21 protein-coding genes and 2 pseudogenes are annotated in these 24,284 nt (G+C 58.2%); 15 read left to right on the plus strand and 8 right to left on the minus strand.

The genetic code is table 11. The features are described 5' to 3' along the window. Positions 1–341 (minus strand): annotated as a pseudogene (locus CBB91_RS12125) (hypothetical protein); the annotation flags it as partial. A 27-nt stretch (positions 342–368) separates the two neighbouring features. On the opposite strand from CBB91_RS12125, the gene gltX reads away from it, so the two are divergent. Both gltX and gltA read left to right on the plus strand, forming a co-directional pair. Further along, positions 369–1,838 carry a glutamate--tRNA ligase gene (gene gltX, locus CBB91_RS12130; RefSeq protein WP_273014227.1) on the plus strand — a complete coding sequence of 490 codons (1,470 nt, stop codon included), beginning with the start codon at positions 369–371 and terminating at the stop codon, positions 1,836–1,838. A 47-nt stretch (positions 1,839–1,885) separates the two neighbouring features. Beyond that, a complete protein-coding gene (gene gltA, locus CBB91_RS12135) occupies positions 1,886–3,190 on the plus strand; it encodes a citrate synthase (protein WP_035553578.1) in 1,305 nt (434 codons plus the stop codon). Between the two features lie 87 nt (positions 3,191–3,277). Here gltA and CBB91_RS12140 read toward each other — a convergent pair whose 3' ends face one another. Continuing rightward, positions 3,278–3,430, minus strand: a complete 153-nt coding sequence (locus CBB91_RS12140; protein ID WP_035554000.1) for an entericidin A/B family lipoprotein — start codon at positions 3,428–3,430, stop codon at positions 3,278–3,280. Between the two features lie 158 nt (positions 3,431–3,588). Here CBB91_RS12140 and purQ point away from each other — a divergent pair, with 158 nt between their 5' ends. The 4 genes and pseudogenes from purQ (at position 3,589) to purL (ending at position 9,705) form a co-directional block, all read left to right on the plus strand. Continuing rightward, on the plus strand, positions 3,589–4,257 hold the full coding sequence (purQ, locus tag CBB91_RS12145) for a phosphoribosylformylglycinamidine synthase subunit PurQ (RefSeq protein ID WP_035553581.1): 669 nt from the start codon (positions 3,589–3,591) through the stop codon (positions 4,255–4,257). A gap of 93 nt (positions 4,258–4,350) precedes the next feature. After that, positions 4,351–5,547 carry a DUF418 domain-containing protein gene (locus CBB91_RS12150; RefSeq protein ID WP_273014228.1) on the plus strand — a complete coding sequence of 399 codons (1,197 nt, stop codon included), beginning with the start codon at positions 4,351–4,353 and terminating at the stop codon, positions 5,545–5,547. 64 nt (positions 5,548–5,611) lie between these two features. After that, the gene (locus CBB91_RS12155; protein WP_035553585.1) at positions 5,612–6,631 is read left to right on the plus strand and encodes an adenosine deaminase; all 1,020 of its coding nucleotides are present in this window, start codon (positions 5,612–5,614) and stop codon (positions 6,629–6,631) included. 806 nt (positions 6,632–7,437) lie between these two features. After that, a pseudogene (gene purL / locus CBB91_RS12160) lies at positions 7,438–9,705 on the plus strand (phosphoribosylformylglycinamidine synthase subunit PurL). 62 nt (positions 9,706–9,767) lie between these two features. Here the strand turns inward: purL and CBB91_RS12165 are convergent. Together CBB91_RS12165 and CBB91_RS12170 are read right to left on the minus strand one after the other, a co-directional pair. Then, positions 9,768–10,385: a porin family protein gene (locus CBB91_RS12165; protein WP_035553593.1), complete on the minus strand. Its 618-nt coding sequence runs from the start codon at positions 10,383–10,385 to the stop codon at positions 9,768–9,770. Between the two features lie 293 nt (positions 10,386–10,678). Beyond that, positions 10,679–11,671 carry a M28 family peptidase gene (locus CBB91_RS12170; RefSeq protein ID WP_273014229.1) on the minus strand — a complete coding sequence of 331 codons (993 nt, stop codon included), beginning with the start codon at positions 11,669–11,671 and terminating at the stop codon, positions 10,679–10,681. A gap of 131 nt (positions 11,672–11,802) precedes the next feature. Here CBB91_RS12170 and CBB91_RS12175 point away from each other — a divergent pair, with 131 nt between their 5' ends. The 4 genes from CBB91_RS12175 to rimO all read left to right on the plus strand — a co-directional run bounded on the left by CBB91_RS12175 (position 11,803) and on the right by rimO (position 16,251). Further along, the gene (locus tag CBB91_RS12175; protein WP_035553595.1) at positions 11,803–12,039 is read left to right on the plus strand and encodes a BolA family transcriptional regulator; all 237 of its coding nucleotides are present in this window, start codon (positions 11,803–11,805) and stop codon (positions 12,037–12,039) included. A gap of 68 nt (positions 12,040–12,107) precedes the next feature. Next, entirely contained in the window at positions 12,108–14,045 is a 1,938-nt protein-coding gene (locus CBB91_RS12180; protein ID WP_273014230.1) for a M2 family metallopeptidase, read from the plus strand. A gap of 83 nt (positions 14,046–14,128) precedes the next feature. Continuing rightward, entirely contained in the window at positions 14,129–14,467 is a 339-nt protein-coding gene (gene grxD / locus CBB91_RS12185; RefSeq protein ID WP_035553600.1) for a Grx4 family monothiol glutaredoxin, read from the plus strand. A 428-nt stretch (positions 14,468–14,895) separates the two neighbouring features. Further along, positions 14,896–16,251 carry a 30S ribosomal protein S12 methylthiotransferase RimO gene (gene rimO, locus CBB91_RS12190; RefSeq protein ID WP_273014231.1) on the plus strand — a complete coding sequence of 452 codons (1,356 nt, stop codon included), beginning with the start codon at positions 14,896–14,898 and terminating at the stop codon, positions 16,249–16,251. Here the strand turns inward: rimO and CBB91_RS12195 are convergent. Further along, on the minus strand, positions 16,233–16,937 hold the full coding sequence (locus tag CBB91_RS12195; RefSeq protein WP_273014232.1) for a DJ-1/PfpI family protein: 705 nt from the start codon (positions 16,935–16,937) through the stop codon (positions 16,233–16,235). The two genes, rimO and CBB91_RS12195, sit on opposite strands and share 19 nt — an antisense overlap. 66 nt (positions 16,938–17,003) lie before the next feature. Between CBB91_RS12195 and CBB91_RS12200 the strand changes: the two genes are divergently transcribed. From CBB91_RS12200 to CBB91_RS12210, 3 genes are all read left to right on the plus strand, one after another. After that, positions 17,004–17,969, plus strand: a complete 966-nt coding sequence (locus CBB91_RS12200; protein ID WP_241764206.1) for a helix-turn-helix domain-containing protein — start codon at positions 17,004–17,006, stop codon at positions 17,967–17,969. Positions 17,970–18,069: 100 nt separating this feature from the next. Further along, entirely contained in the window at positions 18,070–18,990 is a 921-nt protein-coding gene (locus tag CBB91_RS12205) for a DUF2807 domain-containing protein (protein ID WP_273014233.1), read from the plus strand. A 27-nt stretch (positions 18,991–19,017) separates the two neighbouring features. Then, positions 19,018–19,668, plus strand: coding sequence for a DUF2807 domain-containing protein (locus tag CBB91_RS12210; RefSeq protein ID WP_273014234.1), 651 nt, complete (start codon positions 19,018–19,020; stop codon positions 19,666–19,668). 45 nt (positions 19,669–19,713) lie between these two features. Here the strand turns inward: CBB91_RS12210 and CBB91_RS12215 are convergent, their stop codons facing one another. Further along, positions 19,714–20,541 (minus strand): PPK2 family polyphosphate kinase, encoded by an 828-nt coding sequence (locus CBB91_RS12215; RefSeq protein WP_273014235.1) that lies wholly within the window; start codon positions 20,539–20,541, stop codon positions 19,714–19,716. Between the two features lie 76 nt (positions 20,542–20,617). Continuing rightward, positions 20,618–21,235, minus strand: a complete 618-nt coding sequence (rpsD, locus tag CBB91_RS12220) for a 30S ribosomal protein S4 (protein WP_035553614.1) — start codon at positions 21,233–21,235, stop codon at positions 20,618–20,620. Between the two features lie 167 nt (positions 21,236–21,402). Between rpsD and CBB91_RS12225 the strand changes: the two genes are divergently transcribed. Both CBB91_RS12225 and CBB91_RS12230 read left to right on the plus strand, forming a co-directional pair. Beyond that, complete coding sequence (locus CBB91_RS12225) at positions 21,403–22,218, plus strand: SDR family oxidoreductase (protein ID WP_273014236.1); 816 nt, start codon at positions 21,403–21,405, stop codon at positions 22,216–22,218. A gap of 248 nt (positions 22,219–22,466) precedes the next feature. Then, on the plus strand, positions 22,467–23,555 hold the full coding sequence (locus CBB91_RS12230) for an NAD-dependent epimerase (RefSeq protein WP_051602783.1): 1,089 nt from the start codon (positions 22,467–22,469) through the stop codon (positions 23,553–23,555). Here CBB91_RS12230 and CBB91_RS12235 read toward each other — a convergent pair. Continuing rightward, on the minus strand, positions 23,552–24,097 hold the full coding sequence (locus CBB91_RS12235; RefSeq protein ID WP_155841918.1) for a flavin reductase: 546 nt from the start codon (positions 24,095–24,097) through the stop codon (positions 23,552–23,554). The two genes, CBB91_RS12230 and CBB91_RS12235, sit on opposite strands and share 4 nt — an antisense overlap. Positions 24,098–24,284: the final 187 nt, after the last annotated feature.

Genomic DNA, 24,284 nt, shown 5'->3' on the forward strand with positions numbered 1-24,284 from the left:
GCCACCAGACGCGCCCGCACCGCCCCGGCGCTCAGGCCCAGAACCACGCCAAAAGCCAGCCAGAGCACAAGTTGAACCAGAGAGAGCGCCAGCAATCTCCGCCCCACAGCGATCAGGGCGACCGCTAGCAAAGGTGCGAGCAGAATCGCACCCATCCCCGGTTCAAACGGCATCGTGAAATAAGCCGCCGCGCCGGTCGCCATTGCAAAGGCCAGCAGGAGTGGCTGTGCATCCACCCCGGAAATCGCCCAGAAGCGCTGGCCGCTGACTGCACGCCAGAGGCCCTGCCCCTTGCCATCGGCCGGGGAGTTGTGTTTCTGCGGCGCAAGAGCATCACCCACGATCATAAATCGGAGCCTGCCTGTCCCATGAACGTCATTACGCGTTTTGCCCCTTCTCCCACCGGCATGCTGCACATTGGAGGGGCAAGGACGGCACTTTTCAACTACCTCTTCGCGAAACGTCACAACGGGAAGTTTCTTTTGCGGATCGAGGATACCGATCGCGCACGCTCAACGGATGAGGCAACGGCGGCGATTCTGGAGGGCATGGAGTGGCTCGGCCTGACGCCGGACGAAGCGCCGGTGATGCAGTTCAGCCAGGCGGCGCGGCACACTGAAGTCGCCAATGAGATGATTGCGCGAGGTACGGCCTTCCGCTGCTACGCTACGCCGGAAGAACTCCAGGCCCGCCGGGATCTGGGTGAGGAAAAGCGCCAGGCCGCCAAGGCAGAAGGCATTTCGGAAGCGGAGAAGACCGCGCTGCTGGCCGAAGCGAATGAGCTGCTCGCCCCTTACCGGTCTCCTTGGCGCGATGGCGCCCCGGCCCCATCAGCCGATGCGCCTTTCACCGTGCGCCTGCGCGCGCCGGATGGCGGTGACCGCATCCTTGAAGATGGTGTTCAGGGCCGCGTGACCATTCAGGCGAGCGAACTGGACGACATGATCCTGCTGCGCGCCGATGGCACGCCGACTTACATGCTGGCAGTTGTGGTGGACGATCACGATATGGGCGTGACGCACGTGATCCGCGGCGACGATCATTTGCGCAATGCTTTCCGCCAGATCCCGATCTATGAGGCGATGGGCTGGGACGTACCGACCTTTGCCCACGTCTCCCTGATCCACGGACCAGATGGCGCGAAACTGTCCAAGCGCCACGGCGCGCTCTCCACGCTGGCCTATCGGGAAATGGGCTACCTGCCGGAAGCCATGAAGGCCTATCTGCTCCGCCTCGGCTGGAGCCACGGCGATCAGGAAATCTTCACCGAGGCCGAGGCCATTTCCCTCTTCGATGTCGAGGGCATCAACAAGGCCCCTGCACGCCTGGACCTGGAGAAGCTGGGCCAGATCAATTCCCATTTCATGCGCCTTGCCGATGATGATCGCCTGTTCGAATTGCTGAAGCCGCTGCTGGAGGCGGAGGCCCCGCTCAGCGAGGCGGAAGCCGGCCGGGTCCGTACGGCCCTGCCGCACATGAAGGATCGCGGCACCACGCTGCCAGAGCTTGCCGCTGCGTTCGCCTTCCTGCGTGACATTCGCCCGATTGAAATGAACAAGAAGGCGCGCAAGGCATTGTCCGAAGAAGGACTTGACCGGCTGGCGGGTCTGCGCGACGAACTGCAGCAATTGCGCCAATGGACCGCAGAAACTATATCGCTCGTCATAAGCTCGTATTGCGCTGACCGCGACCTTTCGATGGGACAGGTGGGTCAGCCACTCAGAGCTGCGCTCACGGGCGGGTTACCCGCGCCAGACATCGCTCCAGTCCTTGAATGGCTCGGGCAGGATGAGGCGCTGGGAAGAATTGAAGATCAAACGGCGAAAGCCGGGACCTAATCCCGAGCGATGCCGAGTGGAACAATGATTTGGAAGGGCTAGAGTTGATGGAAAACAAGACCAAAGACGCCGGTACGGCGAAGATCGAGATTGACGGAAAGACCTATGACATGCCGGTTCTGTCCGGCACCCACGGTCCAAACGTCGTGGACGTGCGCAAATTCTACGCGCAATCCGGACAGTTCACATTTGACCCGGGCTTCACCTCCACGGCGAGCTGTGAAAGCCAGATCACGTTCATCAACGGGGAAGAAGGCGTCCTGCTGCACCGCGGCTATCCGATTGGCCAGCTGGCTGCGCAAGCAACCTTCCCGGAAGTATGCTACCTGATCCTGAATGGCGAACTGCCATCCAAGTCGGAACTCAGCACGTTCAACGACGAGATCAAGCAGCACACCCTGCTCCACACACAACTGGACCGTTTCTTCGACGGCTTCCGCCGTGACAGCCACCCGATGGCCATGCTGACCGGTACGGTTGGCGCGATGGCGTCCTTCTACCCGGGTGCGATGGATAGCGAAGATCCGGAAGAGCGCCGCCTCGCTTCGATCCGCCTGATTGCCAAGATGCCGACGCTCTGCGCACGCATCCTGAAGTACAATCTCGGCCAGAAATTCGTCGATCCTCGCAACGATCTGTCCTACGCCGAAAACTTCCTGAACATGTGCTTCTCGGTCACCGCCGAGGATTACAAAGTGGATCCAAAAATCGCCAAGGCGATGGACCGCTTCTTCATCCTGCACGCAGACCACGAGCAAAACGCGTCGACCTCGACCGTTCGTCTGGCAGGGTCTTCAGGCGCGCATCCATTCGCCGCTGTTGCGGCTGGCGTGGCCTGTCTCTGGGGCCCAAGCCATGGCGGCGCCAACGAGGCCTGCCTCAACATGCTGCACGAAATCGGCACTGTGGACCGGATCCCGGAATTCATCGAGAAGGCCAAGGACAAGTCTGATCCATTCCGCCTGATGGGCTTCGGTCACCGCGTCTACAAGAACTACGACCCGCGCGCGACCGTGATGCGCGAGTCTGCTCACGAAGTGCTCGACCTGCTTGGCCTGAAGGATCAGCCGATCCTGAAAGTCGCCATGGAACTGGAGCGCATCGCTCTCGAAGACGAATACTTCGCAGAGAAGAAGCTCTACCCGAACGTCGACTTCTACTCCGGCATCATCCTCGATGCGATCGGCTTCCCGAAGCAGATGTTCACCGTGCTGTTCTCGCTGGCCCGTACCGTCGGCTGGATTGCCCAGCTGAACGAGATGCTGGTCGACCCGACCCAACGCATTGGTCGCCCGCGCCAGATCTACACCGGCGCCGCCATGCGCGACTACGTGCCGATGGACCAGCGCTAGGCGCATTTCAGTATCCCGAACAAGAAAGGCCCCGACGTCGCGTCGGGGCCTTTTGCGTTCTGAGGGCTGGAAAGACGAAAGCCGAATCTATTTCGACATCTTCTCCTTCACGTCCCGCGCAGTTTCGGAGACGACTTCGCCACCTGCCTGAACATCGCGGCCAACGCCTTCGACCGTGTTGCACGCCGTCGCCAGCGGCAGCAGAGAGAGCGCAAGCGCTGCAGCCATGAGTTTCTTCATCTGGTCACTCCCATGAATATGAATGGCCAGAACAATGTGCCTGAAGCCCTCATTCGGCAAGGCGGCATGCGCGCCTCTGTGCTTTTTGCCGCTCTTTCACCCTCACCACCGCAAATGCCTGTTCCCTTTTCACCCGACTCCCTGCTAAAGCCCTGCGCATGAAAACCGCTGTGATTGTCTTCCCCGGATCGAATTGTGACCGCGACGCCTATGACGCGCTTGCACAGGTAACCGGCCAGGCCCCGGCCATGGTCTGGCACAAGGACGGAACCATTCCGGACGGCACGGACCTCGTCATGGTCCCCGGTGGCTTCTCCTATGGCGACTATCTGCGCTGCGGCGCGATGGCTGGCAATTCACCGATCATCTCTCAGCTTCACGCGCATGCNGAGCGCGGCGGCTATGTGCTCGGCGTCTGCAATGGCTTCCAAATCCTGTGCGAAACTGGCCTCCTGCCCGGCGCGCTGATGCGCAATGCATCGCTCCACTTCGTTTGCCGTCCGCAGGCGTTAAGCGTGGAGTCAGCGAACACGGCCTATACCAGCGCCTATTCCGGTACGCCGGAAGTCGTCATTCCGGTCGCGCATCATGACGGCAATTATTTCGCCGATGATGCGACGCTGGACACGCTGGAAGGCGAAGGCCGCGTGGCGTTCCGTTATGCCAAGGGCCAGAACCCGAATGGCTCGGCGCGCGACATCGCNGGCATCCTCAGCGAGAATGGCCGCATCCTNGGCATGATGCCCCACCCGGAGCGCGCCATTGGCGGGCATGAAGGCGGCACCGACGGTCTTGGCGTCTTCGAAAGCCTGCTTAGCGCGGCCTAGCCTCTACTACCCAATCGGCTTCGAGATAGCTCTTGACGCTCCGCACACCGGGCATTATCGAATTTCGATAAAGCCGTGCCGGAGGGGAAACGCATGACATATCTCGAGGAAAGTCAGGCTGCTGGCCGCGAAATATTCCCGGACCTCGCCCGCGCATGGGCACTCTTCGGCATAGCGCTGGTCAATGTTGGCGTGCTCGCCTGGCCGATGATGAGCAGCTATCATTATGAGGGTGCTGCCCCGACTTNGCTCGATACAGCCGCCTGGTTTGGCGTGAATGCGCTGTTCCTGATGAAGTCCTACTCACTGTTTTCCTTCATGTTCGGNGTGGGCTTTGCCTATCAGATGCAATCGGCCGCGCGGCGCNGCGTCGCCTTTTCGGGGCGATACTGGCGCCGCATCATCGGCTTGCTCGCCTTTGGCGCGCTGAACATTGCCTGCTTCTTCTTCGGCGATATTCTCGTCGTCTATGCTGTTCTCGGGACGATCCTGTTCCTGTTCCGCAATGCATCCCAGAAAACCCTCATAGTGTGGGGGTGCATCATCTATGGCATCCAGATCCTGGTGATCGGACTGATGGCACTGATGGTCTATCTGGGGGTGACGTTCGCGCCGGAAGAAATGGCGAAGACAGCAGCGGAATTTGCGGTCGAAGATTCAAGAGCCATTGAGGTCTTTGGATCAGGCAGCTTCCTTGATGCGGCAGCGTACCGGACAAGCGAATACGTTTCGGGGTTCCCGTTTATCCTGATGTTCCAGGGCTTTGGCGCATTTGCCTTCTTCCTGTTTGGTCTCGCCGCCGTGCGCAGCGGTGTCATAGCTCGCGCATCCGCCCCAATCTGGAAGCCTGCCCGCCGGTACGCTTTGCCGCTCGGCCTGCTGATCAGCGGCGCCGGAGGTTGGCTCATGCTCGTCGGAACCGGCATGATGGATCCGCTGATGATGCTCGGCATGCTGCTCGTGGCCATAGGCAGCCCATTCTCGACGTTCGGCTATCTCGGGGTGATAGCGAAATGGGCGGAAGTTCAGCCCGGACCGATTACGGTGTTCTTCGCGAGAGGTGGCACGTCATCTCTGACGGCTTACCTGCTTCAGGGTCTGATCTTTTCGCTGCTGTTCAGCGCCTATGGGTTTGGTCTGTTTGCGACCCTCCCGGCGGCGCAGAGCGTCGGCGTCGCCTTCCTTGTTGCTCTGTTCAGCGTGACCTTTGCGAGCCTCTGGCGCCTGCACTTCAAACGCGGACCGATGGAGATGATCCTGCGCAACTGGACCTATCTCGGCGCGCGTTAGGCAGTTGTGACTTGCCCTTGATACCCGCTTCCCGCTCTATGGGCGAAAGACCGGAGGCCCTCACATGTCCGCGCACTCAGACCTGATCCACAAACTCCCCAAGGCCGAACTGCACCTTCACATTGAAGGCAGTTTCGAACCTGAAATGATGATGACGCTGGCCGAACGAAACCGGATCGACATCCCGTTCAAAACGCTGGACGAAGCCAAGGCGGCCTATGACTTCAACAATCTGCAGGAATTCCTCGACCTTTACTATCAGGGCATGAATGTCCTCCGCACGGAGCAGGACTTTCACGAGATGACGTTTGCCTACTTGCAGCGCGCAAAGGCGGACAATGTCGTTCATGTCGAAATGTTCTTCGACCCACAGGCTCATACGGAGCGCGGGGTGGCCTTTGGCGCTGTCACAGAAGGTATTCTGGGTGCGCTGGAGCGGGGTGAGAAAGAACTCGGCATCACGTCCGAACTGATCATGAGCTTCTTGCGGCACCTCAGCGAGGAGGACGGTTTTGTCCTGCTGGATGAGTCGACGCCNTGGCACGAACACTTTGTCGGAGTCGGGCTCGACAGTTCCGAAGTCGGCCACCCGCCCCTGAAATTCCAACGTCTGTTCGAACGGTGCCGCGAACTCGGCTTCAAGCTCTGTCTCCATGCTGGCGAAGAAGGTCCGCCGGAATATGTACGTGAAGCCTTGCTGGACATCGGCGCAGACCGGATCGATCACGGCAATCGGGCGATGGAAGATCCGGCGCTCATTGAAATCTTGCGCGACACGCAGATTCCCCTGACCAACTGCCCGCTCTCCAACCTGTCACTGTGCGTACTGGACGACTTGCGAAAGAGCCCGGTGAAGCGTCAGCTCGAAGAAGGTCTGCTCGTCTGCGTGAACTCTGACGATCCCGCTTATTTCGGCGGCTATATCGGGCAAAACTATGAGGCGATCACCGAAGCGCTCGAACTATCGTCAGATCAGATCGTCCAGCTCGCCAAGAACAGCTTTACAGGGTCCTTCCTGCCGGACGATCAGAAGACAAAGCACGTCGCCGCAATCGATCAGATTGCAGCGACGATGGGAGGCTGATCAGGAGCCGGTTGCCGGATCTTCGGATTCTTCCATTTCCGCGTCCTCAGCATCGCTCGCNTCCTCGGNTTCAAGGCTGGTTTCGATTGGCGGNCGGCAGGATTCGATCAGGGCNTCGACCCGCTCATCTGTCGGGACGACATATTCGCTCTGTGCCACCACCANGCGCAGGTCACCTGCACCATTGGCAAGCGCACGAGCGGCTTGGGACCTNGTGTCGAAGACGCCGGACACTTCCCCCGCATCCTCATCCAGTTGGGCCGGAATGGCAGCGTTCCCAGCGGAGGTCAGCAGGCCAATCTGGTTTGGCGCTTCATCGTCGGAATAGACGCGTCGCATGACGAGCGCATTCGCAGCGCCTTCGCCCGCAAATGCGTCCGGCTTCTGGCACGTCAGCGAAACCAGAACCGTCTCGCCATCTTCCGAAACGAATTCAAGGCGTTCTCCAGACGTTGCATCTGCGTCAGCCCAGCTTCCCGCGGCCTGAGTGANCTGCTTTTCAGGTTGCTTCGTTTCAGGCTTTTCCTTGTCAGATGAGGCTATGGGCGACGGTGCGGGCATCGTGTCTCCACCAGTCTGGCTAACCTCAGAGCCGCACGCCACGAGCGCCAGCGGCGCGGCAAACAAAAGCAAGTGTCTCATGGTCGGGGTCCTTTCCAATCGCTGTCCCGGTTGCCCAATGAAACGCGCATCTGTCCGGCGCGGTTTCCGTTAAATCCTGTCCATCATGGCAAATCGCTCATCTTCGGCGGCTGAACCGCAATAGAGTCTGGCGACTCGGGCCATTTGCGGCTAAAGCGCCGGGCATGACTGACACATCTGCGATCCTCGCCCACCTCACCGCCGAGCAGGACGATACTGCCGGCCTGGAACATGGCATCAAGGCCGATGAATGGGAGCGGCTGGTCTCCCGACTCGGACGCAAGCCGAACCTTGTCGAACTCGGCATCTATTCGGTGATGTGGTCAGAGCATTGCTCCTANAAATCCTCGCGTCGTCACCTGTCCAAATTCCCGACGAAGAATGACCGAGTCATTCAGGGCCCCGGCGAGAATGCGGGTGTGATCGACATTGGCGACGGACAGGCCGCTATCTTCAAGATGGAGAGCCACAACCACCCGTCCTATATCGAGCCCTACCAAGGCGCGGCGACGGGCGTGGGCGGCATTCTGCGAGATGTGTTCACAATGGGCGCGCGGCCAATCGCGCTGGTCAATGCATTGCGCTTTGGCGATCCGAGCCATCCGAAAACGCGCAGCCTGGTGGCCGGCGTCGTCGCCGGTATTGGCGGATACGGCAATTGTGTCGGTGTGCCGACCGTCGCGGGCGAGACCCAGTTCGACGAAGGCTACAATGGCAACATTCTTGTCAATGCGATGGCTGTGGGCCTGGCCGATCAGGACAAGATTTTCTATGCGCGCGGCGCGACGCCCGGCAACCCGATCTTCTATGTCGGCTCCAAAACGGGTCGTGACGGCATCCACGGTGCCACGATGGCGTCTGCCGAGTTCTCCGAAGGCGACGAAGAAAAGCGCCCCACGGTTCAGGTCGGTGACCCATTCACCGAAAAGCTGCTGATCGAAGCCTGTCTAGAGCTGATGGCGACCGATGCCATTCAGGCGATCCAGGACATGGGCGCAGCGGGCCTGACCTCTTCCTCCGTCGAGATGGCCGCAAGCGGCGGCGAGAATGGCGAAGGCATTGGCGTGGTCATGGACCTCGACAAGGTTCCACAGCGCGAAGAAGGCATGACGGCCTACGAGATCATGCTGTCCGAGAGCCAGGAGCGCATGCTCATGGTGCTCTATCCGGACAAGATCGACGTCGCGAAGGCGATCTTCGAGAAATATGATCTCGACGCAGAAGTTATCGGCGAGACGACCGACAATGGCCATCTCGTGTTGAGACAGTTTGGTGAAACGGTTTGCGATATTCCTGTCGCGCCNNTGGCCGACGANGCNCCNAATTATGACCGCCCCTGGACNGAGCCGCCNAAGCGCGCGCCGNTGGANATNNCGAANTATCCCGAGCCGGAANATTATGGCGANGTNCTGCTGAANCTNATGTCGTCNCCCGANATGGCNTCCAAGCGCTGGATNTGGGAACANTANGACCGNCACGTCATGGGCGACACGGTCGACTCCTCACAGAGCCAGGGCGACGCNGCGATTGTGCGTATCCACGGAACGAACAAGGCACTCGCCATCTGTTCCGACTGCAACCCACACTATGTGGCCGCAGACCCCTTTGAGGGCGGCAAGGCAGTCGTAGCAGAAGCCTATCGCAACCTGTCCGCCGTCGGCGCCACGCCGNTCGCGATCACGGACAATTTGAATTTCGGCAACCCGGAAAAGCCNGCCACGATGGGCTATATCGTCAAAGCCATTGAAGGCATGGCCGAGGCCTGCCGCGAGCTCGACTTCCCCGTCGTGTCCGGCAATGTGAGCCTCTACAACGAGACTGACGGCAAGGCGATCCCGCCGACGCCAGTGGTCGGCGGTGTGGGCCTGATCGAGGATGTGTCGAAAATTGCGACGCTGAAAGGTGCGCAGGATGGCGACCTGGCCTTCCTGATCGGTAACGCTGGAAGTGAGTTGGGCGCAAGCCTGTACGCTCGCACAATCCTTTCGCTCAAGGGCGCGGACCTTGGGGCACCGCCTTCCGTCGATCTGGCTACCACAGTTAAAACCGCCGGGACTGTCCGGGATCTCGTCACGTCNGGNATGGTTGCGGCCGTCCANGACGCCAGCGATGGCGGCATGGCCTGCGCGGTGACAGAAATGGCGCTCGCTGCTGGCATGGGTGTGGAAATCTACGCCCCAGCGGAGCGTACGTCCGCATTCCTCTTCGGCGAAAACCATGACCGCTATGTCGTAGCTGTATCAGCCGACCAGGAAGAAGCATTCCGCAAGGCCATCGGCGAGGCCGGACTGTCGCTCACACAAGTGGGTAAGTTTGGCGGTGATGCGATTGGCTTCAAGGTCGTTGGCGCTGCGGAGCAGTCCTTGCCTGTAGCGGCGCTGCGTGAGGCCCATGAAGGCTGGCTGCCGTCCTACATGAACTCCGTCGACTGAACGAGGAACACCCCTCCTGCATTCTGCAGAAGGGGCGCTCGCTCTGGTCATCAAGTGATCGACTAGAATTTGTAGCCGACGCCCAGCATCACACCATTCGTGTCGGTGTCTTCGAACGAATAGTAGGTGTAGTCACCGCGCAGCTGCCAGTTCTCGGTCAGGTCGTAAGTTACACCCGCACCAACGGCTGGGCCTTCCTCGGAATCCTCGACGGTGATAGGCGCACCGCCCGGTGTGGCCAGCGAGGCATCAAGGTCGATGTAGGCATAACCAGCACGAGCGAACAGGTCCATGCGTTCCGTTACCGGAAGGTCCGCACGACCATAGAGACCCACCAGGTAGTTCAGGCCAATATCACCTGAAGCAGCGATCAGGTCGTTGAAATCGCCGTCATTGTTGTCATCGAGATTGAACTCGTCTTCATCGACATTGTAGTCGAACTCGCCATCATCAATACCGGAGGCCAATTCACCTTCAAGGCTGAAGACATTGTTGAATTTGTAGCCGAGACGCGCGGCGATGCCGTTCGTGTCAACACCTTGTTCTGCGCCATCCGGTTCGATTTCGAGATATTGATAACCGCCGTCCAGATAGAAGCCGGTATCGCTGTCATAAGACTGGGCCTGTGCACCCATAGCCAGGCCTGTTGCCGTCGATGCGATCAGAAAATACTTAAACATGTGGTCTCCTTTAAAGACGTGATCAGCTCCCGCCAGAGCGGCGAGACCACAAGGAAACCGTGTCTGAACTGTGTCCGTTCCGATGACAAATCCGCAACCTGCACACGTTGCCGCAAAGCCACACATTCTTAATGCGGATTAATCACTATTACCGTTGTTTTATATAAGTATTTTTCAGGTTTCAGCCGGCTCTGAGACGACCCGAAAAAGCCGTCTGGCAGCGCCTCTGGAACCAAATTCAACCTCCAACGTTTGCGCCCACCTGTTCTTTACAGGATCAATATGAACCCCTGCTATTCTGGCGCGCTGGAGAGTGAGATCCATTCATCCATTCTATCGACCGTCATTGCCAGAGTGTCACCCGCACGCACGAAGAAATCATGCGTGATATTCAGGTAGTCATCAGACGGATCATGATAGCCATCATGATCTTCGACACCGAAATAGAGAAACGGGATACCGACTTCGTGAAAGGCGACATGATCTGACTGGCTCGTCCAGTCATCATATCCAAGATCCGGAGAATCATGGCCGGTCAGCAGCGTGACCGGTGCGTCTGTGGAAAGCGCCTCTATCACTGGCTTAAGTTGCGGATAGGGTGTTGTCCCGGCCACATGAAGTTCTCCCGCTTCGGATCGGCTGACCATGTCAAAGTTGATATTCAGCGCCACGCGTGACAAGTCGATCAAGCCAGATCTCACCATCGCGCGCGCGCCCAACATGCCCTTCTCTTCGGCATCGAGCGCTGCGAACACAATGTCATGGGTCGGAGGATTGCGCCGAAAATAGTCAGCAACACCGATCAACGCCGCAACACCGGAGGCATTGTCGTCCGCACCATTGTAAATTTCGCTCTTCTGAATTCCGAGATGGTCATAATGCGCCGTCACGACCAGCATCGGCCCTTCGCCGGGTGTCTCGCCTGCAATCCAGCCGATCAAATTCGTGCCTTTGTCCGGCGTGCCGTCCTCCGCGTCTGTCTGAATGATTGCGAATTCGTGCGCATACGTCTCGCCGAGCCGGCGCAGGCCAAGAGTCTCGAACCGTTTGAGAATGAACCCTTGAGCAGCCGCATTGCCCGACGTTCCGGTTTCCCGTCCCTCCAGCGCATCAGATGACAAAGTCTCGGTGAAGTTCAGCATTGCCGGGCCATCAATATAGATTGGTCGATACTGGTTCAGCGCTGGCTCAGTCTCCTGATCCTGATTCATGTAGACGAACACAACGCCGATAATGGTCAGCACGAAAAGAACTTCAGCGAGAATGAAGGCGCGCAGCTTGGTCATGGGAAAATCCGGGAATCTAATTGAAACAGCATATTAGGTGCGTAACGCGCTCACCTCAATCGCTTCATCCGGGCGCTTGACGTCGCGGGCATGACACGCCACCTCTGCGGCGCAACTGGAAGGAACAGCCCATGGCCATGTCACGCGAGACCCTGCTCGGTTATCTCACCGATGCGTTTCCTGAAGCGGAAATCACGCTGACTGACTTGGCGGGCGACGACAATCATTGGCAGGCCGAAATCGTGAGTCCCCAGTTTTCCGGCCTGAACCGCGTAAAACAGCACCAGCTTGTCTATGCTGCCCTCAAGGGCACAATGGGCGGCGAACTGCACGCCCTCGCCCTGAAGACCAAGGCGCCAGAATCCTGACACCGGAACATTGACGAAAACGGCAGTTCGATATTGTTTCATCCGAAACCAAGGATGAGGAATTGCCCATGAAACGCCTGAGCCTGACAACCAGCGCCATTGCGCTGAGCTTTGTTGTCGCCGCCTGTACGGTACCGGAGAAGACAGAGGACGCCGCAAACGCGATGCCTGAAACGGTCGCGGAGATTACCGAAGCGCCTGATCATTCGGAAGAAATCGCCGCCGCCTACGCGTTTATGGAACGCGCCGAAGCGGAACTTGCCGCTCAGAGCCATATCGCAGCCCAAGCCTACTGGAACCAGGCCACCAACATTACGCCAGAAACGAACGCCGCCGCGGCGGAAGCTGGTGCCGCCTCTACGAAATTGGCTGTTTCACTAGCCAATGAGTCCAAGCAATTCGATGTCAGCGTCCTGCCAACGGAACTGGCGCGCAAATTCAACATGCTGCGCACTGGCATCACCATCCCCGCCCCATCTACTGCCGGTGCGGCAGAGGAATTGTCCCAGATCACCACACGCCTCGACGCGACCTACAGCACGGGCCGCTACAAGCTGAAAGAGAACACGGACTCGGTCCTGAAATTGCTCGGCGACCTCAGTGAAGCGGAACGTGACGACATCGTCGAAAAAGGTCTGACACTCGATCAGCTGTCCACACTTATCGAGAACAATCGTGATCCTGAAGTGCTGAAGGAAGTCTGGGAAGGTTGGCGCACAATATCGCCGCCCATGNAGGGCGATTATGCGCGCATGGTCGACATCGCCAATGANGGCGCCAACGAATTGGGCTTCGAAAGCCTCGATCAGATGTGGCTGTCTGGCTATGACATGCCACCCGCGGACATGGANGCAGAAGTCGAGCGACTTTGGAGCCAGGTNGAGCCACTGTACGAAGAGCTGCACTGCTANACGCGCGCGAAACTGAACGATGAATATGGCGATGACGTNCAGCCACGNACCGGCCCGATCCGCGCTGACCTGCTCGGCAATATGTGGGCCCAGCAATGGTCGTCCATCTATGACATCGTGGAACCGGAAAATACGGGCGAAATCCCCTACGACCTGACCAAACGGCTGAACGAGCGGGGCTATGATGCCATCAAGATGGTCGAGACCGGTGAAGCCTTCTTCACCTCGCTCGGACTGGACCCGCTGCCGGAAACGTTCTGGGAACGCTCCATGATTGTTCGCCCGGAAGGCAAAGAGGTCGTTTGCCACGCCTCCGCCTGGAACCTCGATGACGAGGAAGACGTGCGCATCAAAATGTGCACAGAGGTGAATTCGGAGGACTTCTACACGGTGCACCATGAGCTGGGGCACAATTTCTATCAGCGCGCCTACAAGCATCAGGACTATCTCTACAAGACCGGCGCGCATGACGGCTTCCACGAGGCCATTGGCGATTTCGTCGCCCTGTCGATCACGCCGGAATATCTGGAACAGATCGGCCTGATCTCGGAAGACGAAAAACCGGGCGCGGACGCCGACACGGCCCTGCTGATGCAGACCGCGCTCGACAAGATCGCGTTCCTGCCCTTCGCCATCACAGTCGATGGCTGGCGCTGGGGTGTGCTGTCGGGTGAGACAGCGCCAGATGCCTACAACACGGCCTGGTGGGATCTGCGCCTGAAGAATCAGGGACTTGTGCCGCCTGCCCCGCGCCCGGCCGACGCGTTCGATCCCGGCGCGAAATACCACATTCCGGGGAATACGCCTTATTTGCGCTACTTCCTGAGCTTCGTGATGCAGTTCCAGTTCCACAAGGCGGCTTGCGACCAGGCTGGCTGGGAAGGACCGCTGCACCGCTGCTCGATCTATGACAACAAGGAAGTCGGCGAACGCTTCAATGCCATGATGGAAGCGGGTGCGTCGCAGCCTTGGCCGGACACGCTGGAAGAGTTCACCGGAACGCGTGAAATGGATGGCAGCGCCATTATCGAGTATTTCGATCCCCTGATGCTGTATCTGAAGGACGAAAACGCCACGGAAAGCTGTGGNTGGTAACTCATTCATGTGCTCGGCAGCGTCAGAGCTTGACGCTGCCGGGTATCCACCTCACATGCTGTGGCAACAGCGGAGATACCAGTATGACCGACCAAGCCACGCTCGACGCCATCGACAAGGCCGTCAAATCCAACGACGTTGTGCTTTTCATGAAAGGCACACCGACCTTCCCGCAATGCGGGTTCTCCTCGGTCGTCGTTCAAGTGCTGGATTATCTTGGCGTTGAATATGTTTCGACGAACGTTCTGGAAGATCAGGCTGTGCGCGAAGGCATCAAGGCCTATTCCGACTGGCCAACCATCCCGCAGCTCTATGTAAAGGGCGAATTTGTCGGTGGTTGTGACATCGTGAAAGAGATGTTCGAGAGCGGCGAACTGCGCGACTTCATGAAAGACAATGGCATCGCGCTGGAAGAGGCCTGATCTCAGACCGAGAAGAGATGCGCGAGGCCAGCATGCTGTATCAGTGTGTCGCCATGCACGAAAGCTGGCGCCGCAAAGAATAAAGCACTGAATGCCAGACCGCTAAGATAGCTTTTGCGGCGGCGAAACGGCATCGGGTAACAAGCCTNNGCAGCCAGCCGCCATTTCTTGAGTGTATACGCCACGAGAACCAGCCCCAGCAGAGCTGCGCACCACGCGGCAATGGTCAGAAACGGATCGGACATATCAGCCTCTTGCTACAACTTCGTGTAGCATAGCCCTTTATCCTTTACAGAACGCAAAGCGTGTTCCTGCAAATTGCCCGTTTGGGAAAATGCGACGGAAGGCATACAGCAACTGCCAATCGCGCAATCGCCAGAAACATTCCCTTCTAGGCACGCAGGCTTGTTTCCTGTAGCTGAGCGCGCATGACCACAGCATCCCTCGCTCCAGCTCCCATTCGCCCCGCCAAGGCACCGAAAGTCGGCATCGTGTCGCTCGGTTGCCCAAAGGCNCTGGTNGATTCCGAACGCATCGTGACCCGCCTGCGCGCGGAAGGGTACCAGATCGCACCTGACTATGAGGGCGCTGACCTCGTGCTCGTGAACACGTGCGGGTTCCTCGACTCCGCTCGCGACGAAAGCCTGGGCGCAATTGGCGAGGCGATTGAATCAAACGGCAAAGTGATCGTCACAGGTTGCCTTGGCGCTGAGCCGGACGTNATCGAAAAGGCTCATCCAAAGGTTCTGGCGATCACTGGTCCGCAGCAATATGAGGCCGTGATGGACGCCGTCCACACGCACCTCACACCGCCGCACAATCCTCACATGGACCTTGTGCCCGAAAGCGGCCTGCGCCTGACACCCCGCCACTATGCGTATCTCAAGATTTCTGAAGGCTGCAACAATCGGTGCAGCTTCTGTATCATCCCGAAACTGCGCGGTGACCTGGTTTCCCGCCCGATCCATCATGTGCTGACCGAGGGCGAACAGCTTGTACGCGCGGGCGTGAAGGAGTTGCTGGTGATCAGCCAGGATACGTCTGCCTATGGCCTTGATGTGCGGTACAAGCCGGAGGTCTGGCGCGGCACCGAATACCAGACCCGCTTCCTGGATCTCGCCAAAGGGCTTGGCAGCCTCGGCGTGTGGACGCGCATGCATTACGTGTACCCCTACCCTCATGTGGACAATGTCATTCCCCTGATGGCCGAGGGTTTGATCACGCCCTATCTGGACATCCCTTTTCAACATGCGTCTGCGAACGTGCTGAAGGCNATGAAACGCCCGGCCAAGCAGGACAAGGTGCTTGAGCGNATCCTGCAATGGCGCCGCGATGTACCGGATCTTGCCATCCGCTCAACCTTCATCGTCGGCTTCCCCGGTGAGACCGAAGANGACTTCGANATCCTGCTGGACTTCATCCGTGAGGCAAAGATCGACCGTGCAGGGTGCTTCAAGTATGAAAACGTCGCCCATGCAGACAGTCGCAGCTTGCCGGACCATATCCCGGAAGAAGTGAAAGAAGAGCGCTGGCACCGTTTCATGGAAGTGCAGGCCAAAGTGTCAGCTGACCGCGCGGCCGCGCAGATCGGCACNGTGCANGACGTCATCATCGACGGCCCATCCGACACGCCGGGAGAAATGATCGGACGNACAAAGGCAGATGCCCCCGAAGTCGATGCGGTCGTCTATCTTGACGATGCCAGCCATCTGAAGCCGGGCGATATCGTTTCAGCCTCCATCGAAGATGCAGACGAATACGACCTCTACGGACGTCCGGCCTGAGCTCGCATCCGCGCGCCAGCCTCAACCGCTTCAGCGCGTCGCGCATCCATCAGCCCTTTCATGCGTGCATGGTAGACTTCCAGAATGTCGGGCTCGGCGAGTTCAGGTCGCCCTCCCGCAAAGGGCGGTGATGGCGCGTATTCATAGCCGAGCGTCAAAGCCTTGGCATAGGCTTCGCCCGCAATCTCTGCAACCATGGTAAAGGCGAAATCAATCCCTGCCGTTACACCGCCGCCGGTGATGATGTTCCCGTCACGAACAACTCTCGAATCGTCGATCACGGCTCCAAACTCTGCGAGGAGATCTCGCCATGCCCAATGGCAGGCCGCCCTCTTACCCTGCAAGAGGCCGGCCGCGCCCAGGATCAAGGAGCCGGTGCACACTGACGTGATGTAAGTGGCCTGCAGCCCCAGTCGGCGGACCTGCTTAATGAAGGCGTCGTCCAGCGTCCACTGCGTTGCAGTCACCCCGCCCGGAACACACAGCAAGTCGCAGCGATCGATGGTCGAAAGCGCCTGCGTCCTGCCAATCACAAGATTGCCTTCGGCAACCACANCCCCCCCGTCTCGGCTTGCGACCAGCGTTTCAGACTTCGGCAGGCGGCACAGCACTTGGTGCGGTCCAGTGAAGTCCAGATGGGTCATGTCATCATAGATCGCGAAGACTGTTCGGAATGGCGGGGACATGGCGTGCTCCTTGTTTGCCTTCGCAGTTTCGCGTAAGACGCANTTGGCAGAAAGGACATTATTCCAGTGATTCATGCCAAGCCAATTTCCCGAAAGATCGGACTGCTCGTCTTTGACGATTTCCAGCTTCTGGATATGGCAGGCCCAACGAGCGTCTTTGAAATGCCGATACGGGGCATGGATCCAGCGCCTTACGAGTTCACGCTCTACTCCCAGCACGGAGGGAGCGTCCGCGCATCTTGCGGCGTGCGGGTTCACACAGAGCCCCTCGCGGAGCGTATGGCTCTGGACACGCTGATCATCTCCGGCGGCGAAGGTACGCGCACCGCCATGCATGACGGCGGATTGCTGACAGCAATCCGCAGCCTCTCAAAGCGCACACGCCGCACAACGTCCGTCTGCTCAGGCGCATTCCTTCTGGCGGCCGCAGGCTTGCTGGATGGCCGGAAAGCGACGACCCATTGGCGTCGATGCCCGGACCTGACACGCCGCTTCCCGAATGTTCAGGTGCAAGCCGATCGCATCTATGTACGAGACGACAAATTCTGGACGTCGGCCGGCATTTCAGCAGGCATTGATCTCGCACTGGCTCTCGTTGAGGACGATTTGGGAGAAGAGGTCGCCCGAAAAGCAGCCCGCGAACTCGTTATTCACCAAAGACGGCATGGCGGTCAGTCACAATTCTCGGTGATGCAGGAGGTGAAGCTCGCATCTGGCAAGTTCGACTCACTCATTTCCTGGATCAAAACGAATCTGGACAGCGAGCTCACCGTCGACATCCTGGCAGAAAAGTCCCGCATGAGTCCCAGAAATTTCGCGCGCGTTTTCAAAACCGAGACCGGCACAACACCGGCGCGCCTGATCGAAAAGCTACGCCTCGAAGCTGCGCGCGATCTTGTCGAAGGCTCTACCACCTCTTTGCAACAGATTGCTCAGGCGACGGGATTCCGAGAGGCTGATCGCATGCGCCTGTCATTCCTGCGNGCCTATGGACAGCCCCCTATGGTGCTGCGCCGCCAAAGAGAGACCTGACCGGGGCAGATGCTCAGCCCCGCTGAATTTATCGAAAAACAACGATTGACATATCGTATTTCGATAACTCATAGTGTCTTCAACGCAAATGGAGACTTTCATGCAACGCGCACTCATTTCGCTTTCCGCTCTCGCTATCGCTGCCCTTCCCGCGCTCGCTGACACAAAGGATTATGCTGTCGGCGACTTCACAAAGCTCGACGTCAGCGAAGCCATTCTGGTCATTTATGACAATNGCCCGTCCAGTTCCGTAACGGTCGAACAGTCAAACGGTGACTTCTCTGACATCAATATTGAGACAGACGGCGACACATTGTTGATCGATCGCATCAGCGTAGGCAGTGGCTGGCGCTCGAACATCTCCACGGACTTCAGGAATGGTGAACTTCGCGCCAAGGTGAATGGCAAGAAAGTGCCGTCCTACACAGTGCGCATCAGTTCGCCTGCAATATCTGGAATTGACGTATCTCGTTCCGCCCGTACTACGGCCAACTCCATCAACGCTGACGCCCTCGATCTCAAGGCTTCCTCAAGCGCGGATCTCATCATCTCCGGGCGCGCCAATTCAGTCCGCATTGATGCCTCATCATCCTCCGATATCGAGGCTGAGNGTCTCGTTGCAAATCGCCTTTCAATTGACGCCTCCTCAAGCGCCGACGTTGAAGCTCGCGCCGAAACGGATCAGCAGATCCGCATCGCCGCCTCGTCCAGCGCGGATGTAGAACTGAACCTGTCAGGCGGGGCTGACATCGAACTCGAAGCCTCGTCGAGCGCAGATCTGGAACTCGACGGCACGTGCGACCACATCGTCATCACAGCCTCCTCCTCGGCGGACGTAGAAGGGCGCGAGCTCATCTGTGCCTCCGCGAAGGTAAAGGCCTCCAGCAGTGCAGACGTGAACCTCTCAGTCACCGACACTGTGGAAGCGTCTGCTTCCAGTGGCGGAGACATAAATATCTTTGGAAACCCTGCCCAGCGTGACGTGCGCGAATCCAGTGGCGGTGACGTTTCTTTCAGATAAAAATACTCAGCCCAGGAGGCCCTTCCCATGAAAAAGCTTGCCCTCATCACATCCGGACTGGCGGCGCTGGCCGTATCAGCAACCATGCTGCACGCTGCCGCCGATGCCCCCAAGGTTTACAAACTATCCGGCTTTGACGAACTGGATATATCCGCAGGNGTTGACGTCAAATTCGTCCGGGCACCGGAATATTCCGTGACTGCAGACTTCACACGTGGAGGCCCGGAAGACGTGAAAGTCCGTCTTGATGGTGACCGGCTCTATCTTTCACGCAAGTCGACAAGCGGTTGGGGCGACAAGGTGCGCGTGAAATTCACTGTCACCGCTCCGAACCTCGAAGAGATTGAGGCAAGCTCCGGATCGTCCCTGCTTGTTGAAGGGCTGGAAGAAGGCAGTGTGCAACTGGATGTCTCCAGCGGCGCAGCAGTATCAGTGTACGGCACATGCTCCAGCTTGAAGGTGAAAGCCAATTCCGGCGGCAGCGCCAACGCCAAGGGACTGGAATGCGGCTCTGTCTCCGCAAAAGCCAGCAGTGGTGGATCAGTCAAGGCATTTGCCAGTAACGCCGCGACGAGCAAGACGTCGAGCGGTGGCAGCGTCGCCATTTATGGCAACCCCACATCTCGCACAGCCAACAAATCCATCAGCGGTGGCTCAACGTCATTCCACGGCGGCTAACTCAATCAGTGCACTGAGGGGGAATCACCCCCCTCTTGCCGCATGTCAACCGATATCAAAATCAGCCGGATTGTAGCCGGGGTTTGGCCATTCCAGGCTCAGGTCTTCCAACGCGCCCCGCACCAACCGCGCAATCATCGCGTTCCGGCGTGTGCGGCTATCGGCCGGCACCACGTACCAGGGCGCATGTTCCGTGGAACAGCGCTCAACCGCTGTCTCATACGCCGCCATGAATTTCGCCCAGTCCTTGCGATCTTCNAGNTCTCCCGGATTGAATTTCCATAGCTTGTGCGGCTCCACCAGTCGCTCAGCCAGGCGTTCGCCTTGTTCTTCATAGCCGACGTTCAGCATGCATTTGACGATCACCACCCCATTTTCGGTCAGGTGCTTTTCGAATGCATTGATCTGATCNTAACGGCGCTCGACGTCTTCCGCGCTNGCAAAATTGCGAACTTTGACGACCANNACATCTTCATAATGCGAACGATCNAAGATGCCGATNTTTCCNTTCTTCGGNACCGCATTGTGGACGCGCCACAAATAATCCCGCGCAAGTTCGTTCTTGCTGGGCGCTTTGAACGCCTTCACTTCCATGCCCAGAGGCGTGGTGTCTGCGAACACGCTGCGGATGGTTCCCGATTTGCCAGCCGTATCCATTCCCTGCAGCACCACGAGCACCGACTGCTTCTTGTGTGCATAGAGCATGTCTTTCAGTTCGTTGATGACCGCGGCGTCCTTCTTGAGACTCGTCTTCGCATCTTCCTTGTCATCGAACAGGATTGGGTCGCGGGTCGGTCTGGCAGCCAGTGAAAAGGACTCGCCCGGCTTCGCGATCAGATGCTGACGGACATCATCGATATCGGGAATGTTCATGAATTTTGGTTCTCCAATGAAAAAGGCCGCACCAGTCTGGCGCGGCCTTTTGAATTCTTCAAGGAATTCAGCCCTCTTACGAGGAGTAGAATTCGACGACCTGAGCAGGTTCCATCTGCACCGGGTATGGCACATCAGACAGTTCAGGCACGCGAACGAAGGTTGCCGTCATCGCTTTCGGGTCAACGTCAACATACTCGGGAATGTCGCGTTCGGCACTGCCGAGAGCTTCCAGAACCAGAGCCATGTTGCGGGACTTCTCGCGGATCTGAACCACATCGCCTGGCTTCAGGCGCGCAGAACCGATGTTGCAACGACGACCATTGACCAGAACGTGGCCGTGATTGACGAACTGACGCGCTGCGAAGATCGTCGGCACGAATTTCGCGCGGTAAACGATGGCATCGAGGCGAGATTCCAGAAGACCGATCAGGTTTTCGGACGTGTTGCCTTTCAGGCGGTTGGCTTCTTCGTAAATGCGAAGGAACTGCTTTTCCGTGATGTCGCCGTAGTAGCCTTTCAGCTTCTGCTTGGCCATCAGCTGCAGACCAAAGTCAGACGTCTTGCTGCGACGGTTCTGACCGTGCTGACCTGGCTTGTAGTTGCGCTTGTTGACGGGGGACTTCGGACGGCCCCAGATGTTTTCACCGACGCGACGGTCGATCTTGTACTTCGCGCTATGGCGACGTGACATGGTAGTACCTCATTGTCGACGCAGGCCGGTGGGCGACGCTCATTCGCACCCACGATTTCAACGGCGGCTCTGCACCATCCCGTTATCAGGCGGCGGGTAAACCCGAAAACCACTGGCAGGTCAAGCCACACCGCTGCTACACATTCCGCAAAAAGCGGGAGGAAAACATGGCTCAAATTGAAGGCAAGGTCGCCATAATCACTGGCGCGGCAAGTGGGATCGGCAGAGCGTGCGCAATTGTGCTCGCTCGGGAGGGCGCGTGCGTCGTCGCTACGGATGTGGACAGCAAGGGCCTGCGTGACACGGAAAAGCTGGTTTCCGACGCTGGTGGCAAGATTGTTACGCTCACTCAGGATGTGACAGACGAGGCTGTCTGGGAGGAAGTATTCACCGAGGCCACAGAGACGTTCGGAACGCCCTCGGTGCTCGTCAACAATGCCGGCATTGCAATCGCAGGCGGCATCACTGATTTCACGCTAGACGACTGGCGGCGACAAATGGCGGTGAATGTCGACAGTGTGTTTCTCGGCACGCGCGCCGCCATGAACGCTATGAGCAGTGGCGGCTCCATCATCAACATCTCGTCGGTCGCCGGCTTGCGCGGTGCGGCTGGGGCCAGCGCCTATTGCACGTCAAAAGGGGCTGTTCGCTTGTTTACAAAAGCCGCCGCTGTTGAATGCGCTCAGATGGGCACAGGGATTCGCGTGAATTCGGTGCACCCCGGCATCATCGATACACCCATCTGGCAGAAATCGATCACGCGGATGACTGAAGTCATGGATGAAGAGCGCATATCCGCCCTTACCGCGCATTCCGGGGCAAACCAGATGGACGTCGAAGCAATCGCCTCGCAGTCGAGCCCAATGGGGCGCGCAGGCCGTCCGGAGGAGGTTGCCGAACTCGTCCTGTTCCTGGCGTCAGACGCATCGAGCTATATCAGCGGCCAGGAACATGTTGTCGATGGCGCCATGACGGCCCGCTGAGCTGTTGGAATATACATCCAACTTCTACAGCACGGTCCCTACCCGTCTCGCCAAACCTGGTCTAATGACTTCGCAGGGTTGGATTAATTCATCTGAGCGCAGATGCGGAGCCGACGCACCAACCTGGCGGCTGCGCATCTGAGTGGGACTCGCTCTGGTACTTTGGACAGACCAATGAGATAGGGTCTGCAACAGAACAGAATACCACTGGCTTGCGAACCAGTGCGTGGGAGACGAGCAACAGGCGCATGTCAGCAGTTGATCAAACTGAAGAGAACCCGTCCGCCAAGACCGGTACATATCTCGTCACCGGTGCCGCCGGGTTTATCGGGTTCCATGCGACTTGCCGCCTTCTGGAACAGGGCATTGAAGTCGTCGGCCTGGACAATCTGAACGATTACTATGACCCGGCCCTGAAACAGGCACGGCTCGACGAGATTGCGCGCGTATCCAGCCGCACCGGGACACGGTTTGACTTTGTGAAAGCCGATCTCGCAGACAAGTCCGCCGTCGATGCCTGTTTCAACTCGCACCATTTCAGCCGCGTCATCCATCTGGCCGCGCAAGCTGGCGTGAGGCACTCGATCGAGGCGCCTGATGAGTACGTCTCATCTAACCTCGTCGGATTTGCCAACATTCTCGAAGCATGCCGGAATGCGAAGACACCGCATCTGGTGTATGCGTCAACGTCTAGCGTCTATGGCGCGAATGACGACACGCCCTACTCAGAACACAGGGGCGCGGATCATCCACTCCAGCTGTATGCCGCCACCAAACGAGCCAATGAACTGATGGCGCATGCCTACAGCCATCTCTATAATATACCGACGACAGCGCTGCGCTTCTTTACGGTGTATGGCCCCTGGGGCCGCCCGGACATGGCGCTCTTCCTCTTCACAGAAAAGATCCTGAAAGGCGAGCCGATCCCTATCTACAATGAGGGGCAGCTGGAGCGCGACTTCACTTATGTCGACGATATCGTCGAAGGCGTCCTGCGTGTAGCGGCTGATGTGGCAAAGCCAAATCCCGAATGGGATGCGAGATCTCCAGACCCAGCGACATCAAGCGCACCGTTCCGAATACTCAATATCGGAAACAACGAACCGGTACCATTGCTGGACTTCATCGACGCCCTGGAAGACGTACTCGGCAAGAAAGCGATACGTGACCTTTTACCCATGCAGCCGGGAGATGTGAAACGCACCCATGCCGACGTGTCGCTGCTGAAGTCCGCAGTGAACTACAACCCGACCACATCAGTGCGCGAAGGTGTTGGGCGTTTTGTTGACTGGTACCGTGCTTTCTACGGAGTGCCAGGCAATACGAACGACGTCTAATCAGGCTTCACAGTGGTGCGATACTCACGGCTGGCATAGATCAGCGAATTGCCCGTGTCTCCCAACACCGTATCGATCACTTCGCCAATGCAGACATGGTGCGTCCCGACCTGATTATGGGAAACCAGTTTGCATTCAAAGGCGACCAGAGAACCGGCAATAACCGGCTGGCCGAACTTGCCGGATTGCCATTGGGTGCAATCAAACTTGTCCGCAAATGTGTCCCGCTGCATGCCCGCAAATACGTCTGCGACAAGAGATTGATCGTCCTTCAGCACATTGACGCAGAACGTGCCATTGCCCAGCAGGACCGGCGTCAAGGATGACGACTCATTGATGCAGACCAGAAGTGTGGGGTTCGGCGTATCGGCACTCACTGACGACATTGCAGTTGCCGTGGTACCTGCCCGACCAGCTTTGCCATCTGTCGTGATGACATTCACCGTTGCCGCAACGAGGCTCATCCCTTCCAGAAAGCGCTGACGAAGAGAGGCGGCAACTGGGTCTGTATGGCTCGGTTCACTCATAGTCGCTGCTTTCATCCTTACCGGTCTCACCTTGATGCCTCATCTGTTGATATAGAGGTAAGGTGTACACATCACGCGGCAATGGTCTTGTCTCTGCGCGCACGGTTACGGTCAAGCCAGCAACGCTGGGGAACCGCAAGAGCGGTGATATTCAATAGTATCGAAAATTGGAGCGGGCGATGAGATTCGAACTCACGACCCC

The organism is Hyphomonas sp. TMED31, assembly GCF_002172815.1.
Taxonomy (GTDB): Bacteria; Pseudomonadota; Alphaproteobacteria; order Caulobacterales; family Hyphomonadaceae; genus Hyphomonas; species Hyphomonas atlantica.